Origin of the sequence: Bacteroides intestinalis (assembly GCF_003464595.1) — a bacterium.
Taxonomy (GTDB): Bacteria; Bacteroidota; Bacteroidia; order Bacteroidales; family Bacteroidaceae; genus Bacteroides; species Bacteroides intestinalis_A.
The window spans coordinates 94,621-113,313 of the sequence record NZ_QRZF01000012.1; the positions used below are offsets into that span (position 1 = coordinate 94,621).

General features: G+C 45.1%; 13 protein-coding genes. 2 read left to right on the plus strand and 11 right to left on the minus strand.

The genetic code is table 11. The features are described from left to right. Nucleotides 1-31: 31 nt before the first annotated feature. Genes DWW10_RS16570 through DWW10_RS16580 form a run of 3 tightly spaced genes read right to left on the minus strand, consistent with a single transcriptional unit; the run spans nt 32 to nt 5,254 of the window. On the minus strand, nt 32-2,536 hold the full coding sequence (locus DWW10_RS16570) for a glutaminase domain-containing protein (protein ID WP_022392459.1): 2,505 nt from the start codon (nt 2,534-2,536) through the stop codon (nt 32-34). A 19-nt stretch (nt 2,537-2,555) separates the two neighbouring features. Then, nucleotides 2,556-4,019, minus strand: a complete 1,464-nt coding sequence (locus DWW10_RS16575; RefSeq protein ID WP_022392458.1) for a glycoside hydrolase family 125 protein — start codon at nt 4,017-4,019, stop codon at nt 2,556-2,558. Nucleotides 4,020-4,054: 35 nt separating this feature from the next. Beyond that, nucleotides 4,055-5,254 (minus strand): glycoside hydrolase family 76 protein, encoded by a 1,200-nt coding sequence (locus tag DWW10_RS16580; RefSeq protein WP_118420804.1) that lies wholly within the window; start codon nt 5,252-5,254, stop codon nt 4,055-4,057. A gap of 899 nt (nt 5,255-6,153) precedes the next feature. Here DWW10_RS16580 and DWW10_RS16585 point away from each other — a divergent pair. Beyond that, nucleotides 6,154-7,461 (plus strand): AAA family ATPase, encoded by a 1,308-nt coding sequence (locus tag DWW10_RS16585; protein ID WP_022392456.1) that lies wholly within the window; start codon nt 6,154-6,156, stop codon nt 7,459-7,461. Beyond that, nucleotides 7,436-8,224: a hypothetical protein gene (locus tag DWW10_RS16590; protein WP_022392455.1), complete on the plus strand. Its 789-nt coding sequence runs from the start codon at nt 7,436-7,438 to the stop codon at nt 8,222-8,224. The genes DWW10_RS16585 and DWW10_RS16590 overlap by 26 nt, the downstream gene beginning before the upstream one ends. A gap of 72 nt (nt 8,225-8,296) precedes the next feature. Here DWW10_RS16590 and DWW10_RS16595 read toward each other — a convergent pair whose 3' ends face one another. The 8 genes from DWW10_RS16595 to DWW10_RS16630 all read right to left on the minus strand — a co-directional run bounded on the left by DWW10_RS16595 (nt 8,297) and on the right by DWW10_RS16630 (nt 18,685). Continuing rightward, nucleotides 8,297-9,442 carry a glycoside hydrolase family protein gene (locus tag DWW10_RS16595; RefSeq protein ID WP_022392454.1) on the minus strand — a complete coding sequence of 382 codons (1,146 nt, stop codon included), beginning with the start codon at nt 9,440-9,442 and terminating at the stop codon, nt 8,297-8,299. An 8-nt stretch (nt 9,443-9,450) separates the two neighbouring features. Continuing rightward, entirely contained in the window at nt 9,451-10,500 is a 1,050-nt protein-coding gene (locus DWW10_RS16600; RefSeq protein WP_022392453.1) for a nucleoside hydrolase, read from the minus strand. 18 nt (nt 10,501-10,518) lie between these two features. Next, complete coding sequence (locus tag DWW10_RS26485) at nt 10,519-10,803, minus strand: hypothetical protein (protein ID WP_022392452.1); 285 nt, start codon at nt 10,801-10,803, stop codon at nt 10,519-10,521. After that, complete coding sequence (locus DWW10_RS16610) at nt 10,800-11,834, minus strand: glycoside hydrolase family protein (protein ID WP_022392451.1); 1,035 nt, start codon at nt 11,832-11,834, stop codon at nt 10,800-10,802. The genes DWW10_RS26485 and DWW10_RS16610 overlap by 4 nt, the downstream gene beginning before the upstream one ends. A gap of 143 nt (nt 11,835-11,977) precedes the next feature. Then, nucleotides 11,978-12,964: a BACON domain-containing protein gene (locus tag DWW10_RS16615; RefSeq protein WP_022392450.1), complete on the minus strand. Its 987-nt coding sequence runs from the start codon at nt 12,962-12,964 to the stop codon at nt 11,978-11,980. A 17-nt stretch (nt 12,965-12,981) separates the two neighbouring features. After that, entirely contained in the window at nt 12,982-14,550 is a 1,569-nt protein-coding gene (locus DWW10_RS16620) for a RagB/SusD family nutrient uptake outer membrane protein (RefSeq protein WP_022392449.1), read from the minus strand. An 11-nt stretch (nt 14,551-14,561) separates the two neighbouring features. Next, on the minus strand, nt 14,562-17,561 hold the full coding sequence (locus DWW10_RS16625; RefSeq protein ID WP_022392448.1) for a SusC/RagA family TonB-linked outer membrane protein: 3,000 nt from the start codon (nt 17,559-17,561) through the stop codon (nt 14,562-14,564). Nucleotides 17,562-17,680: 119 nt separating this feature from the next. Beyond that, on the minus strand, nt 17,681-18,685 hold the full coding sequence (locus DWW10_RS16630; protein ID WP_022392447.1) for a GRP family sugar transporter: 1,005 nt from the start codon (nt 18,683-18,685) through the stop codon (nt 17,681-17,683). Nucleotides 18,686-18,693 lie beyond the last annotated feature (8 nt).

Consider the following 18,693-nt stretch of genomic DNA (forward strand, 5'->3'; position numbering starts at 1 on the left):
TCGGGGATTTTTTATTAGGTGTAGGGGATATTTATTTCTCCTGCATTTTATCCATCAGTACCTTTATCCAGTAACCGCCGATTACAGAACGAGCCTTGAAACCTACCCAAGTACCTGTATCGGTATAGTGCCAGTCGTTCATGGGTACGCGGGAAATTGTTTCATTGGCATATTTATAAACGGGATCAATGAACTTTTCAAATGTAGCCTGATCGGAAGCCATGGTGGCTGTCCACATAATCCAGTCGGATTTGCTATAAGTCTTGCGGTTATCCAGCGGCAGACCGTAAGCATTCTGTTTGGTCAGGTAATATTTGATTTCCTTTTCAGCAACACCGGGGAACAGGTTCAGATTCCACATCTTGTCCCATATCATATTATACTTCTGGCTCCAGGTGTTTTCACGGTCGAAAGCCAGACGGTAGTGGTCACCTTCGCGTGCCATTTCTTCCCATTTTACGGCCATCTTCTTTGCGGTTGCTGCATATCGGTCGGCGACATCATTCATGCCAAGCATACGGGCCATTTCGCTATAGGCAGCGACGCCCATGATTGCTTTTACGGACAGGTTGGCATTGTGTGCCCAGTGTCCGGCAAAGTCATCCGTACATAATTGGTTTTCAGGGTCCTGACCGTATTCTGCAAGGTAGTCAGTCCAGATAGTCAATATATCCCAGTACTGTTTGGCATAATTGGCATTGCCTTCTGCTTTGGCGATGGCTGCTGTCAGAATCACCATGTTACCCCCTTCTTCAAGCGGCATGTCGCCACCGTATACCTGACCATTGGCTACGGGATAGGTACCCAGGTCGTGGGCAGGGAACGGTTTATTCCAGCGTCCGCTTGCACTGTATTCGAAGATACTGGTCATCATGCCTTTCAGGAGGTCGGGATTATATACCAGGAACAAGGGAGCGGAAGGATAGGTCAGATCGACTGTATTGATACATCCATTACTATTGTTTTCTTTAGAGAAGAACAGCAAGTTACCTTTCTCATCTTTAAATAGCTTGTGGGCAGCAATCACCTGGCGATAAGCTAATGCACAAATTTCGGCATATTTGCGACCACCAGCCTGTTCGGCATCATTCAGAATCATGGCATCGTAGGCACGGCAGCGTTGCATTACACTTTCATAATTCTCTTTGGCACGTTCGAATGCATCGAAGATACTCACTTTACCATCGTGTTTCCAGTAAGCCATACGGCGCTGGTACATGTATTCGATGGAATAAATGTCGTCGTAACCTACCATCATGAATCCGGACTTTCCGGTTGCAGATACCATTCCGAGGTTATCGGTATATGCCATGGCGGGCATTTGCTTTGCCTGGCGCGTAGTGATTTCAGCCCGTGTAGGAAGTAACTTTCCACTTGAAGCGAACGTTGCTTTCATCTCGTTGTAGTCGCCCAGGCTGACTGCTGATGTAGCATTGATACTGCCTGCAATGTAAGCGTATCCCCAGTCAATGCAGATATGATCGCCTTTGTGGGCGGTGATGGCCTGGTCGATGCTTCCTGCCTGTAGATAGTTTAAACCGTTGCGACGGATTACTTTGGCGATTGTAGGCTGTATAGGTTTGTTTACTGCCAGTTGCGGAGTGGTTTCTATATATACCTGTACATCGTGCTGTTTCTTGTCGATGGAGCGCACCTGATATGAAATGTAATTGACCGGAGTAGAGATAAGATCCAGATCATCCAGCATCAGGGGTGCTGTAAACACGACATTCAGTTCTACAGGACCACAAGCGAATGTGTAATACGTCTGTGTGGGCAACACGGAGACTGATTTCTGTACAGCAATATTTTCAAAGGCAGTTGTTTTGTTGTTAGGTACGAATAACCCAAAATCTACATAGGCACCTCCGGTCGTATTGTGGCAGTGGGCGGCAATTACATTTTTACCTTTGCGAAGCTTCTTTTTGGTTTCGGCGGTCAGTTCCAGGAGTACGTTGTCTCTCCAGCAATAATCTGTTGCTACCAGGCGTTCGCCATTCAGATAGAGTTCAAAGACATCATCATGCGAGTATTTCAGGTAGAGTGGACGGTTGCTCAGATCTTCGTTCAGATTGAACTCACGACGTACCCAAATGTCCGGTTCTTCTTTCCAGGGTGTACCGATCTGGGATCTCTCGGAACTTCCGAAAGCAGCTTTTCCGGTTTTCCAACCGGTGGCATTGTATTCGATGTCTGTCCAGTTTCCGGCGGGTTGTTGGAAGGTGTAGGTACCTTCCCATATTTCTTCTTCAACCATTGGAAGCATAGCCTCCAACGTTTGTTTTCCCATAAAACGATATACTTTTCCGTCTACGCGTACAGCTCCGATAAGCGGATGCTCTGTTCCGGTCCAATGCTCGGTGCTTCCTTCATTCAGCTTGTCATAGGGCGACCAGATGGAAAGGTATGGATCGGAAGTAATCAGCGGTACGGATGGTGCACGAAGTTCTGTTTTTTGTACAGGTGTGAATAAATCGGCTGCTTGTGATTGGCAGAACAGGCCGATTGCCAACATCGTTGTAAATAGACTTTTCATTTGTTTTTGTATCTTGTTTTTAAATGCTATTTAGTAAATCCAGTTTTCCTTCGTTTACCAGTTTTAGAATCAACTCTCCGAAGAGTGTGTTTTGCCAGGCAAACCAGGCGCGGGTGAAGTTTGCCGGATCGTCTTTATGGAAGGATTCGTGCATGAAACCTGTACCGGCATCTGTGTTTATCAGCATCCGGACGCATTCTTTGATTTCCTGGTCATCCTGACTGGTGAATGCTTTCATCATGATACTCATGGGCCATACCATATTATAACCGATGTGCGGGCCACCGATTCCTTCGCCTGCTTTTCCTTTGAAGAAATACGGATTGCTTTCACTCCATACGAAACGGCGGGTGTTCTGATAGATGGGATCGTTAACATCGACATCACCCAGATAAGGCATAGCGAGCAGGCTCGGTACATTGGCATCGTCCATCAGCATGTGATTGCCGAAGCCATCCACTTCGAAAGCATAAATAGTACCGAATTCCGGGTGGTTGTAAGTCGCATATTTCTTCAGTGCGGTTTCCACTTCATCGGCCAGTGCTGTACATTCCTGCGATAAACTACTGTTCTTGTTTACCGTTGAAAGAATTTCGGCCGCTTTTCTTAGAGAAGATACGGCAAAGAAGTTCGATGGAACCAGATATTGGAAAGTGGTTGCATCATCTGAAGGACGGAAGCAGGACACAATTAGTCCGACAGGATTGACAGGAGCACCCAGACCATCGTTGTTCAGGGTATCGAGAGCACGTTCCGTCTTGCGTTGGAACTTATAAGGACCTACACCATCCTTGCGTTGCTGTTCCTTGAACGTTTTCAGGATATTGGTAATCGCTTCGATCCAGGCTTGATCGAAGACACTGGCATCACCGGTTTCTTTCCAGTACTGATAGGCCAGACGAAGTGGGTAACAAAGTGAATCGATCTCCCACTTGCGTTCATGGAGTTCGGGCTTCATGTCTGTCAGGTCCGACATCCAGCTGCCACCTACCGGACCATCATTATAAGCATTGGCATAAGGATCGATGTTGATGCACATAAACTGCCGGCGGACTACACCTTCCAGCATCTTCTTCAGTTCCGGGTCCTGGTTGGCAAGTTGTACGTAAGGCCACACTTGTGCACCGGAATCACGTAACCACATGGCATGGATGTCACCGGTGTAGACAAAAGTATCCGGTTTGCCATTCAGGAGGCGATAGTGCACGGTGGTATCCAATGTGTTGGGGAAACAGTTTTCGAACATCCATGCCAGCTTGGCATTGGTCAGTAACTTCTTTACCCGCAGGATTTCTGCTTCTACTGCTTGGGACGTGTAGAGGCGTTTTTTTACTGCCGGACGATTTGTTTTGTAGGCAGCGGTTATTTGAGCATGATTCACTACTTTCGTGTTATCTTGCTTCAGAGCAGGCAGTGCTGCTTTGGCAGTGCCACTCATACATAATAGGGCAACTGCGCATAGGCCAATATTCTTCTTTTTCATATTCTTGAAGTATTAATATTTTATTGGTATGATTATTATTGGATAGCTGCGAGACGAGCGTACATTTCTACCATGGCAGCTTGTGTGAGAAGCCATTTCCGTTCGTTCCGGTTATTGCCGGTGAAGTCGGTGTTGAAAAGACCTTTCTCATCGCGAGCATGTTCCCAGGCGTGGTCCAGACTCTTATTGAAAGAATCCAGATAGGTTTTATTGTGGTCTATATGATAAAGTTCGATGAACCCTCTCAGCATGACGGCGGTAAACCATACATCTCCCTGTTTGATCATTCTGAATGCTTCGCCATGTTCCGGGGTATAGTCCGTAAAGAAGTAATTATGGCATGCCTGAGCTATATTTTGTGCATCGGTCAGATACTCCTCTTTCCCGGTGAGTTGATACAGTAAAGAGGCGGATTGCATCATTTGTCCGCTGTTGTAGGCAAACTTGGCTTTACCTATTTTCCCATTCAGGGATATATTGTCAAAGTACAGGTAGTCTGTAGAATCTTGTAGTTGGGCTTGGGTCCATTTGTATAGTTGTTCCCCTTGCTTCAGGTAAGCACTATCCTGGGTAGCCTTAAAGAGTTTCAATGCGAAGACTGAGCCGGGAGCATTGGAACAGGTATTCTTGGAACCTTTCTTTTGTTCGCACCAGTAGATTCCACCACCTAAGTTGTCATCCGTGCCGCTTTCTATAAACTTCCAGATGAGTTTTGCTTTCTGAAGGTATTTATCTTCTTTAGTTGCTGAATAGGTGTCCGTGAAATCAATGCCCAGCCACACATTATCATCGTAGAAACGGTCGGATTGGGGGGCTGTGCGGATGTAGGAAGCGTAAGCTTCGGGTGCTCTCTGGGTATCGAAATACTCTTCCAAGCCTACTAATACCTTCTTGTCGAGCAGTGATTTGTAGAGGGTATCTTGTGTGACTTCATATAAAGCGCTTACTGCGGAGAAGGTGCCGGAATAAGGCCATAAGTAGGAGTATTGGTTGGGCATATTCTTTTGTTCTTCGGATGCCAGATAGGTTGCGGTGTAGTCACCGACATTCGAAGGATAATTTTCGCGAAGCAGGCATGTGCCGGGAGCAGAGTAGTTCTGGTATAGGGAATCCAATGTTTGCTTGGCCCGTGTCAGGGAGAGTTCATTGCCTACGGCTACCTGTTTCCGGGTGTCACAACTGGTCAGTGCGGCTATGCATACCAATAGCCCGAAGAATACTTGTTTTGAGTTCATCATTCTTAATTTAGATTGTTATTTGGTTAATATTTTTGTTTCAGTCGGCAAAGCTTTTTCTTGATATGCAAAGTTACTCGCCGACCTGTAAAACGATATACGATTTCGCGACATTAATGTATTAGAGAGGGGGAATGACACAAAAGGAGATAGATGTGTCATAAAAGCGTAAAGGAAAGGATGACGTTTTAGAGAAAGCATTGCAGACTCTTAAAAGATAGCAATACGTGCATTTGAGTGAACATAAAGATAGATTTAAGCAAGCTTTGCTAACAGACAGTTGAATGAAATTTACTCTTCCAGCAGAGTAAATAGTCTTTTCCGTTGAAAGGAACTATCTATTTGAGATAAATACATAGTCCATTTACCCCAAATAGACTATGTATTTACTCAAAACAAACGGTCTTTTGTATCAAAACAGATAATGTTATTTATGATAAGGCTACACCTTTTGCTCTATAGGGTGTAGCCATCTTGCCAAAAGGGTGATACTAGCCTGTCAAAAGGGTGTAGCCTTGCGGAAAACCTACTTCTTTTTCTTCTAGTTGAACTTTTCTCCAGATTACCTATACTTCTCCGTTTTGTTAGACTTTCGTTCGCTTTGAAGCTTTAAAGCATGGAGACGAGAACTATTAGCTTCATTCTGTTTACTTATAAAGCAAATAGTCCTCATTGTGTATTTCTATAAAATAAAATCCCTGCGATTTTCTTCTTTGCCTTTCCTTCAGTCTGGAAAGAAAGTACTCTCGTGCAATAGGATTATCAAATTGACAAACGGCAAAATAATTATATTACTAAAGTTTAATGGGGAAGTTCGAAGGAAAAGAATTTAATGAGTTTATCTATCAATTCAAATAAATACTCTATTTTTGTTGTGTTCAATGATTTGATGAAGATTTATGAGTAATTACAGATATACATTATCCGATTATCATGCGATTAAAGAAGCAGATATTGCTATTAATGGCATAACTGTGCTTGCCGGAGAAAATGGATGTGGAAAAAGTACACTGTCCCGTTGGCTTTATTACTTGATTAATGGTTTTAACAGGTTTGATGAGTTTGCTTATAACGACTTGTTGAAGCAGATACAAGATTGCTTGCGTAAACCGGATCGAGTGCGTAGGGATATAGTGAATCGAGGAGATGAGAATATCAATGTTACCTATAGCCGCTTGCTGGAGACCAGAGTTGTATATGGTGATATTGAAAGTCTTTTTCATGAGAGTTTGGATGTGTTAGCCTCTTTCCGGAAAGAGTTAGTAAGTTATATGAATAGTGGTGACGAGGGGAATAAAAATCGAATTCTGACATATCTTGCTATACCGTTGGATGGAGGTATTACTTTGGATGATTACTGTGATGACTTGGAGAATGATGTTACAGCTGCATACGTCAATGTTTTAGATGACTTAAAGATGCATCCGGTTGGGAGATTACAAGGGTATATCTATGAATATCTGATTGAAGAAGGAATCTTTGATCCTCCTGCTTCTATTCAGTTATATGAAGACCAAATTCCTCTTTTGGCAGAACGGTGTTTCAGTATGCCTTATATGTTGCATAGAGCAATATATATTGATACCCCTATGGCATTAGCAGCAGAAGGATCAGAGTTAAATCATTGGAAAGAGTTGGCGAATATGATGCTTAGCTCTACAGGAACTAATATACCGGAGCGGAATAGACTTCTTTTAGCCCGGATAATGCGTTCCATTAATGGTAAGATTTCAGTGGATAAGGGATGGTTTAAGAATGAAGAACTGCATTATCATCGTGCTGACGGACTGGATATCACGCTTGCATCTACAGCCACCGGAATCAAGTCATTCGCTTACTTGCAACGTTTGCTTGAAAATGGATACTTGAATGAAGAGTCTCTTTTACTTATTGATGAACCTGAGGCGCATCTTCATCCTCAATGGATTGTAGAATTTGCTCGTTTACTGGTATTGCTTCATAAACAAGTGGGACTCAAAATAATGGTTGCAAGCCATAATCCTGATATGGTATCTGCTATTCAGTCAATAGCTCGTAAAGAGGGCGTATTGCAGAATACCTGTTTCTATCAGGCAGAGAGAGCTTCAGAAGATTCCATGCAGTATGTCTATAAGAACTTAGGCAGCGATATAAGTGAAATCTTTAAGTCATTCAATATTGCTATTTCACGCATACAGGATTATGGTTCAACTGGTTTGTCAGAATGATATTATAGTCAGCCACCCTTTTGCTTGTCATTGTCAAGCCACTTTAGACGATGTTGCTGCAAAAGATTATCAGAGAACGGGATGGTTCGATCCACGTATCACTTGCCTTTCACTGGATGATTATGAGGCTAAAGTACTTAAAGGGAATAATGACTGTACAATGGATGCTGCCATTGGAATAGGTAATTATGCGAATAATCGTGTTACTACTTCCCGGTTGATGCTGGTAGAGTTGAGAATGGGGTATGATAATGTAGATAATTTAAGTGCATCTTCATTGGAGAATAAGATAAGCCATTCTGAAAATCTATTATCGGGCCATCATATAGACAAGAATAACTACTTTATCTTTAAAGACGAAGTGGCGGCTCAGGCTAAAAGCTGGGCTGAGCGAAAAAAGAAAGAAGGAGGAGTATGTCATGTATGGGTTGTCTTGTCTGTAGATGAGTTTAATCACCTGATTCAGTTTGTAGAAGATATGCCTTATGTACCAAAGAATGATTTAGCGCAGATAAGCAAAAGGCTGACAGATTGTATCCTTAATAAGGATTGGGGTGGTTTATGTAAAGAAACGGACTACTGGCGAGAAAAGGCACTTTACTACAAATATAGATATGAATTGGCTGAGTTTGAAGCTATTCGTACTTTGTTGTTAGATACATGGTATGTTATTGAACCCGATCAACTGGGTTTAAATCTACTGTCGGATGATTACTGCTTTTTATGTATAGTCAAGGAAGATCTTTCTTGTTTGAATTCTTAGTAATGATAATAAGCTTATTTTTCCGGTAATCAACTGAAACTACTAAATTCGGTTGATTACCGGAATTACTTCTTATTTACTCTTTACTACCTTACTTTTCCAGATATGGTACGTCCACTCCGCATGGCTGCTGCCCGAAGGTTGTACATCGGGGGCTGCCTTACTGACCGTAAAGTAGAATTCCGGTTCTTCCCAGTCTTGCAGGTGGCCGAAATTATCCCTCAGCAAAGTGGCATTGTGGTTTCTCGGATAGCCGGTATCATCCGGGGTGATCCGGTAAATCGGTGTCCAGTTACCTCTTTGATTGGTGAAGTCAGAAAGGTTCATGTAGTCTATTTCCAATGAAGAATTCAGGTAATTGGGATAATCACTGGGCATAGGCTGTACCGGACGTATCATGACGATTTTATCCGCATCCTTGTCAATTGCAAATTCCGAGTTACAGGTATAATCCCTTGACTGGTTGTCGATGGCCTTTAAACCTGTCTGTACAATTGTTTGCGGGGTACTGATGGAATATGTATCCATATTACTGAAATCCGCTTCGGCCCAGACGATGCGTGTACCACCGATATCACCTACGGTATATGTCAGCAGTAGCTTACCTTTTCCGTCCAGAGATAAGACAGAAGGCTGGCCTACTCCCCATGACTTACCGCCGCCACCTATTTCCTGGTCACCTTCGCTCGACCATGTTTTCTTCACAATCTGCTGCGGATACTTCACCCAGCTATCTGCATCAAGGTCGTTGCTGAACGCGACACCGATTTCATTGTAATATACCCCGTACATATTACTCAGGAAGAACATGGCATACTTGTAGGTAGTATTCTTCCAAGTGAAGCTACCTTCGATAACAGAAGGGTCACAGGTATGATGATCGTCCCATGAACCTGATACACCAGGCTGCAATACACTTTTGGCAGCAGTCTGTGTACCATCCGGATTGATCTTGATATGGAAGATATTATCGACCATGATCAGGTTTTCCGGATTGCCGCAGAAGTATAGGTAAACGGTCCCATCAGCTTGTTTCAAGGCACTTGGGCAGTAAGAGTACTTGCTTTGGCCTTGGAAGCCGAATACGAATTCCGGTTTTGTGATGGTTACGGTAGGTGTAGGTGTTGGCGGGTCTATCGGAGGGGTTTCTCCGGGGTCGGTGTCCGAGCAGGAACACATGAGCCATAAACTTATGAGACCCAATAGATATTTAGTCATAATGCTTATTATTTATTGAAGTGAGCCGGTTGCTTGGTCAGTAACTGGACGAAATGTTGTTTGATATTCTCAGCCTGAATGGAATCTACTGTCAGGTAGTAACGGTTTCCTGCGGCATCGGGAGTAAATTCAGTAGCACCTTGGTCCGTTACGTTTATTTTACCTGCCGGAGAAACGTTGAAATAGGACGGACCTTCAACAGAATACAATACGGAAGTCAGGTCCCATGTAGGACGGTCGTAAGGCATCTGCTGGTAGCTTTTATATGCTTCTACCATTGGGTGCATAGGAGCCCATCCGAAATCGTTTTCAATGCTGCTGCCGGGATAGTTGATGGCGATACCTACTTCGAAAGGAGAGGTCACCAGTGTGGTAGGCCATTCGGAGAATATCTTCTTTGCCGCCGGAATGTCTTTCACTACGTTATATTCAAACAGGTTGGGATTGTTGAAGCAGCCTGCCATGGTACACAGCAGTTTTACTTTTTGGGCAACAAGCTCTTTTCCGGTCAGCGGAGATACATCGTCAGCCGGAGTATCCAACAGGCGTGCAAGGTTCGTGGAGAAACCTACGGAGATGATGGTAACGGAACTGTCCGGTTGCTGTGCCAATAGCTTACGATAGAGGGCAGGCGCTTCCGACAGTTGGTTATAGTCACCTTTCAGTGAGCGCTTGAAAGCCGGTTCACCATTATCCTTCTGGATGAGGCATACGGCTTTGGCATAGTTTGTAGCATCGTTCTCACAGTCGGCTCCGTTGTGTATGATTCCGATAGGGATTTGAGGATAGCCGTACCAGGTATTCATGATGTCGGTGTATTCGGCCGGATAGGTTCCTTCTTTGTTGATGGTGATGCCTAATAAGTCGATATCTCCTGCGTCCAGATACTTGTAAAGCATATCCAGTGCCAATGCATCGTCCACGTCGTTACCTATATCCGTTTCCAGAATAATTTTGGGTACATTCGGGGTGACTTCCGCAGTTTGTTGTTTCTTGGAAGTGCAGCTTGATAGAGCCAATACTAACAAGCCAATCAAATAAAGTTTGCTCTTTCTCATGACGGTATATTTAAAAAATTAGTGACTGGGTGAAATGGATATATAGAGTTCGGGAATCACCTGTTGGAGTGCTTTCTCGTTCTCGTCAAGGTCCGGACGATAGTAAATCTCTTTATCGTTCAGGTCTACATCGGGCAGTCCGAAGCCCATAATGAGGTCCATGTTATCTCCCGGGTCCTGATACGGATGATACAAGTCGGTGATTACCACTACGGGAATCTTTTTGTATTGCCCTGATGCCTTCCCACAGGGGAAGGCAAGAATAAGAGCAATGCATACTATTTGCAGGATTGTTTTATTCATTTGAAATAGTTTTTGAGATTAAACGTAGCCGAATATAGGTCGTATGACCATAGCCAGTTTTCGCCTGTCATGGCGGGAGTTAAGTACATCACCAGTTCATCGTCATTAAGCATGTAACCTTTCGTATCCGTCAGGATACCCGGATTGTGATTTCTCGGGAATCCTGTTTCTTCCGGTCCTGCATGGCCTATTTCAATCCATCCGTCTTCTTCGGTGAAAAAACCTTCTGTTCTTGGTTTGTATGCCAGCCGGCAGACATCCCCTACCCAGGTCGGTATCTCCTTGATGGGGGATACACGGGTTTCCGAAACCATATATATATTCTTGTCGGACATGGCAGGATAGCTGTTGGCGCTCAGGAAAGGAATCGCTTTCTCTTCGCCCAATATGATATTATCCAGATCATTCAATTTTATTTCGCGCATGCAGAAAGGTCCGTTCTCCGTAGTCGAATGATAGAATAATTGTATGGTCGTAGAGTCTTTGACGATTGTTGTACTTTGCCCCACACCCCATTTGGTGGTATCTTCGTAAGCCACCAGCGGATTCCGGTCGAACTTGATATACGGGCCTTCGATGTTCTTGGAAATGGCCAGCCCTATCTGGTTGTGGTTACAGTCCCAGCGGTCTACGCCCAGGTAGGTCATAATCCAGTTGTAAGTTTCTCCTTTATAAGTCGTTTTAAACTCACGTACGTCCGGGTCGCAGATGTGGCAGTTATCCCAACCTGTTTCGGAAGGTTCGATGATCTGTGTGCCGGGTTGCCATACATAGCCTTTTTCCGTGGGGATTCCTTTGTATAGATAAACATAGTCCACAATCTTGAACGGATCACGATTCTCACATACAAAGCCGTACCGGATGCCGTACTGGTCTTCTATAATACTCGGAGCATAGTTATAATGCCCGGCACCGCCGCTGAATTCATACCGGATTTGCGGTGTGAGTGTCTGGGGTTCATTGCCGTCATTGCCCTTGCAACCCAAGAGTGTGAGCAAGGCAAGGTATATATAGGTCTTATAGCTTTTCATCTCTTTAGATTTAGTTCGTTAATAATTGAGTTGTCGGGTATATATATCCAATCTGTCGGATCTATATATCGGACGCGCTGGATCTATATATCCAACGTGCTGGATATATATGTCCTGCACATTGGGTATATAGATGCTGTAAATCAATCCTCGACTTGTATGTTTTTGACAGGCCGGATCATGGCTGCACGTGCTTTTTGTCCGTCGCCCCAACCCCATGTGTCGCGGTAACCACCGGAGTCTCCCAATGACATGCCGCCGTGGGTAGGACTTAATGAATTTCCGCTGCGAACGGCGCAGAGCCAGGTGCGGTCCATCATTCCGGTTTCATTTCTCCAACCGCTTTGGGGCAGGAAGAGGCAACCGAGTTGTTTCAGGTTATCTTTAGTGGCACGTTTGGCAGTAGCCTCGTCAACACCGATAATGATACCGTCGGTCTTAAATCCGGTCTGGGATGCTGTAACCCATGTTGCTCCTTTTGTCCAGAGAGCTGCCATCTCTTCCGTGGTAGGCACACGCCAGCCTTCGGGAGAAGGGTCGTTTTCGGTAGTCCAGTTGGTGCCGTCGTTTGTATAGCTGGAAGGCCAGTTAGCCGGTACCGGATCGTCCTGCGGGCCAGCCGGATAACCTACTTTGCGGTTAAACTGATATAGTTGTCCTATATCATCGGGAGAGGTTGCGAAAGTTCCCGGAGTGCCTACATTCTTGGTAGACCATATAAGGCCGTTTATCAGCACTTCGTCTTCACCCAGTACCATTGTCTCCTGCAATACCTTTGACTTTAATATCCGGGTACCGGAGCTTACTTCAACGATGACCGAACGGTTCTTTACAAAAGAGGTGGTCGGCTTTACAGTAACGGTGATTACTTTTCTGCCGCTTCCTGACGTTTCACTCAGTGTGCACCAGCCCTGGGCTGAGCTATTGGAATTGGTCAGTTCGGCTGTCCACGACTCATTGCCGTTGACCGTCAGTTCATAAGTTCCGCCATCAGCGCTTACAGGTATGGCTACCGGAAATATGGCGAACTCATTGGGATTGCTTTCGATGACATAATCGGAATCGTTTCCGCATCCCCATAACGTCAGCAGTATAATGACTGCTCCTATTAAGTATTTTGTATTGATCATAGCTCAAATGTCTTCAATTAGTATTGGTCATTCTGGTTCAAATTCGGATTGTTGTCCACTTCGCTTTGCGGGATTGGCATGCGGATGGATTTATCGATTATAAAGTTATTGAAGTCGCTGTCGCGTGCTTTCAATTCGTCCAATGTGGCCTGGTCGTTGATACCCCAACGTTTCAGGTCGACCCAACGCACGCACTCCATGGCAAGCTCCAGGGCGCGTTCTATCTTCAGGTGTTCGCGGAAAGCATCCTTGTTGGTGCTGATCTGGGAACCGTTGTAGTATTTGCTATCCTCTATTTTGGGCAGATTGACGCGGTTGCGTACGCGGTTGAGGCATTCAATGGCTTTTGAAGGCGGTGTGGCATTCAGTTCGTTGAGTGCTTCGGCATACAGTAACAGCATATCGGCATAACGCAAGGAACGGAAGTTATTATCATTCCAGTAGTACAGTGGGGAGGCATCTGTGCTATATTTCTTGATGAAAACGCGGTTGCCCCAGTCGCTGTTCCATGGAGAGCCGTATATCAACTGGTTGGGATATTCGGGGAAGTCGGAGGCTGCACCGTCATACCACAGTGTGTAGAACAAGCGGGAATCGTTCTTTCCATCCGTTGTTTGTTCGCGCTTGTAGTAGTCCACCAGCCAGCGTCTTGCTTCGATGTTGTTCCAGCCGATTCCGGTAGGAGCCTGGTTCATTTCAATCTGTGTACCCAGTTGCGCATTCGGGTCCAGGTAGTTGTCTGTCTGGTCGAAGCCCACCTTGTTGGTCAGAGAGAAGTGAATCTCATACAGTGACTCTTTGTTATCTTCCGTATAGTTGCTGAAGTTGTCAGCCCAATTGGGTACCAGTGTGTAGTAGTTCTTTCCTTCGCCATCAACGAGCCATTCGAGGCATCTTTTGGCATCTTCCCATTTGTGATGCTGTGCATAAGCTTTGGCCAGTAATCCGTAAGCGGCGCCTTTCGTTGGGCGGCCGTAGTTATTGGCGTCACGTGTGGAGGGGAGCTTGGTGATGGCATCTTCCAGGTCTTCTTCTATCTGGGTTAAGATTCCATCGGCAGTGGCCTGCATAGGCTTATCGGCAGCTGAAGAAGTGTTTAACACGAGAGGTACATTGTCCCACAAGGCAGTAAGATAGAAGTAATAGAAAGCACGCAGGAACTTAGTTTGTCCAATGAGGTCATCCCTGTGTGTTTCATTGCTGAACGGTACATTGCCAATGTTGTCCAGTACCTGGTTGGCACGGAAAATGGCTGTATAGTGTTCCCGCCATATCTTGGCGTTGACTTCTGAGAAGTTATAATCGGTAAAGATGAACTTGGTGTACTCGTTCAATTCGGTCCATCCGGCATAACTTACGCCTTCGTCCGCCATACCTATCATCTGTGTATAGATATTACGTGTCCAGGTTCCCTGACGGTAGAACATTCCGTATACGGCTACTACACCGGCTTCAACGTCAGATTCCGTCTTCCAGTATACGCCTGTACTCAGGGTATTTTCATTTTGCAGATCGAGCAAAGAAGGGTCGCACGACGTAAATAATGCCGTGACACCGCATAATATATAAAGAGCTATTTTTTTCATTTCAGCAGTATTTAGAAGGTGAATGATAATGCAAACTGAACAGCGCGTGGGTTAGGGAACGAACAATAATCTGCTCCCATAGTGAAGATGCCGCTGTCTGCAAATTCAGGATCCAGACCGGAGTATCCGGTAAAGGTCACCAGGTTCTGTAAAGTAACCGATGCACGGAGTCTTTCCAATCCAATCTTCTTAATGTAACGGGTAGGTACTGTATAACCTAACGTAATATCGCTCAGGCGGAAGAATGAACCGTTTTCCAACCAGCGGTCCTGATCGCTTCGACTGTTGCGGGAGTCTCCGTATACAATACGTGGACGATCGTTGACCGGGTGCTCTTGTGTCCAGGGGATAATACCGTTGAAGTTGTTCTGGTTGTTGGCAAAGTCACCGGCTGCTGCTGCCGAACCGTTCCACACTTTCTGTCCGAAGCGACCGTAACCGTTGATGTTCAGGTCGAAGCCTTTGTAGGATGCACCGAGACTTATTCCTAATTCAAGTTTGGGCCAGGGGCTACCTACTATCTGACGGTCTTCGGATGATATGTTACCGTCGCCGTTATAGTCGTCATACTTAATATCACCCGGCAAAGCATTAGGTTGTATGATCTTACCTTCTGAGTTTACGTAGTTCCGTACTTCTTCTTCTGACTGGAAGATACCATTCATCTTGTAGAGATACCACATACCGAGCGGTTCACCAATTACGGTTTTGGCAAGAGTCGTATTGTAGACTGTTTGTCCGTATCCCAAATCAAGTACTTTATTCTTAATATGCGAAATGTTCAGTGAAGCGGAGTAGGCAAAGTCGCGAATCTGATCGTTCCAGCCGATTTCCATTTCGAATCCTTTATTTTCCAGGCTGCCGGCATTTACGGCAGGTGCACCACCTTCATTACCCGAACTCATCAGGATGGGGAGGTAAACCAAGAGGTCTTTACTCTTTGAATAGAAATACTCAGCACTTAAACGGAAACGGTTATTGAATGCAACCAGGTCGAAACCGACGTTAGCAGTTGTCTTCTTCTCCCAAACCAGGTCGTTGTTGGTTAATTGAGATTGAGTCATACCAATCAATATGTTTTCCGGGCTTCCGAATACGGCACGCGGAGCTGTATTGATAACCGACTGGTAGTCCCAATAACCGATACTACTGTTACCGAGAGTACCGTAATTGGCACGTATTTTCAGGTCATCAATCCAGGGTACATTGAAGAACTTCTCGCCACTGATGCGCCAGCCCAATGAAACGGAAAGGAAGTTTCCCCAACGGTCATTCTTAGGGAGGCGGGAAGTACCGTCACGACGGGCTGTTACTTGTGCCAGGTATTTGTCGGCATAGGAGTAGTTGATACGTCCGAGATAGGATATCAGTGCTGATTCGCCATAGCTACCGCCTGCGGTGGTATTTCCGGTGGCAGCATCCAGAGATGTGATGTACTTGTCGCCTATCATCAATGGATCGAGTTTGGTAATCCAACGCTTTTCTTCGTGGAACTTATTGTAAGTGATACCAAACAGCGCATTCACATCATGTTTACCGAATTTATGTTTAAAATTGTAGGTTTGCTCAATCAGTATATCATGATTCTTGGCACTATCGTAACCCAGATGCGCGGCATCGTCACCTTGTCCCATAACCCAATTACCTTTCTTGCGCAGGGAGTTCGTAACGCCCATATAACTTTTATAGGCAACATTCAGCTTGGCATCGAACATTCCAAAGAGTGAAATCTGTCCGTAGATGTTTCCGGTCAGGTATTCTTCTTCATTGTTTCGTATATACAAGTCCTGCATGGCTACTGAGTTCAGTCCGTAAGAGTTGGCACGGTCTACATCGCCGTATCCGTATCCGCCGACATGTGATTCGTCATATACCGGAATGGTAGGGGACATACCGATGAAGTCGCTCCAGGGATTACCGTTCAGTATCTTCCTGTCGGATTTGGTGTAGTAGAAATTCTCACCGTATGAGAAAATACCTTTCTGCCCGCTGGTATTGATACGGAAGCCGTATTTGTCGTAACCGGTACGGTAGAGAGCACCGTCATCGACCATGCGATTCAGAGATGCGTAATACTTCACAGTTTTGGAACCTCCGGAAAGGGATACATTGTAGTTCTGCAATACACCTGTACCCAACATTTCATCTTGCCAGTCTGTATTTCCATCATAGTGGTTCTGGCGTTTTGTAACGCCTGAAACTCCCGCCAGGATGGCTTCGTCATAAGCACGGTCGTTATAAATCTTGTAAGTCTCTGCATCCATCAGGTCGTAGCGGGGGAGCCAGCTCAGTGTCAGTTGTGAGTCAAACTTCACTTTCAGGTCACCTTCTTTACCTTGCTTGGTAGTGATGATTACAACTCCATTTGCTGCACGTGAACCATAGATGGCTGCTGATGAGGCATCTTTCAATACTTGAATAGACTCAATGTCTTCTACATTGACGCCCAAATCACTGCCACCATAGGCACCGTCGATGATGAATAACGGGTTGTTGTTGGTCAAACTACCCAGACCACGAATGTTGATGGTGGCACTGGAACCCGGTTGTCCACTACTTGTAATCTTTACGCCCGAAGTAAGTCCGCGCATGGCTTCCACCACATTGCCCGAAACACGTTCGGCCAAAGCGTCTTCCTTTACCGTAGAAATGGAACCGAGCAGGTCTTTCTTCTTGACGGAGCCGTAACCAATTACAACTACTTCATCCAACATTTCATTTTCAGGCTCTAATGTGATGTTAATGACATTGTTAGTGCCTACTTTCACCTTTTGCTTGGTAAATCCGATAAAGCTGAATTCAAGGGTAGCACCCTGGTTCACTTTGATTTCATATCTACCGTTGATGTCGGTGGTGGTTCCAAAGGTACGGTCACCGTCCTTCGCCAGAATGGATACTCCGGGGAGGCTTTCCCCGGTATTATCGTTTACAGTGCCCGTGACGCTGACTTGTGCGTACAAATTGAGCGAGCACATGCACAGACAGAATACTATTATTTGAATCGGTCTCATGTATTAAAATTTTAGAGGTTGAACGAAAAATATATTTTAGTTCAGGCAATTCTCTTCTCCTTTTTCACTCCGTGAGAAGTAGAAAAAGAAAGCGTTTATTAATAAGAGTGAGGAGCCGGTTAATTGGCTCCGGAGATGATAATTGCTCCTAAACCGGATATAAACAGAACGAACATGCAAGCCAGAAGAATATTTACCGCGCGGGAAGAACCTTTGAATTCTTTCCAGATAAATATGCCCCACAGGGCTGCGATCATGGGAGCTCCTTGTCCTAATGCGTAAGAGATAGCTGCACCGGCTTTTCCTGCTGCAATATAACTGAGAGCCGTACCCAATCCCCAAATAGCTCCTCCCAGCACTCCGACCATGTGTGTGCTGAACTTGCCTTGGAAATACTCCTTATAGCTCACCGGAGTACCTACAAACGGTTTTTTCATCACGATGGTATTGATAATGAAATTACTTATGAAGATACCTATTGCGAATATAAAGAATGCTGAATACGGAGTAGCCATTGTGGGGGTAGGTGACTCAAAATTGTTCAAGTCCATGGCGGCAGCAACAAACCGATAGAAGAAAGACATCAGTACACCGGCTATAATGGCAATGATAATCCCTTTCTTATTGATGCTGCTTCCTTTCTGATTCATCTTTCCGGCAGCTATGGCATTAAATATGATAGCCAATACGACGAGTGCCACACCACTGAACAGGATTACTGCATCGCCTTTAGGTTCACCGAAATAATTGACGAAAACACCTAATACCAAGGCTATGCCGACTCCTAACGGGAATGCTACCGTAAGCCCTGCCATAGAGACGGAAGCTGACAAAAGGATGTTGGACAGATTGAATATGACGCCCCCTGCAAAAGCACTTGCATAGTTCTCCATACTGATCTGCTTCAAATCTTCAACAAAACCGCGTCCGGCATCTCCCGTGCTGCCCAGGGTGAAACCTAAGAGGAGAGAGAAGGCAAGGATACCGATTACGTAATCCCAGTAGAACAATTCGTAACGCCAGGTTTTCCCGGCAAGTTTCTGTGTATTACCCCACGAACCCCAACAGAGCATCGTGACAACGCAGAAAATAACTGCTAATGAATAACTGTCGACTATAAACATGGTATTAG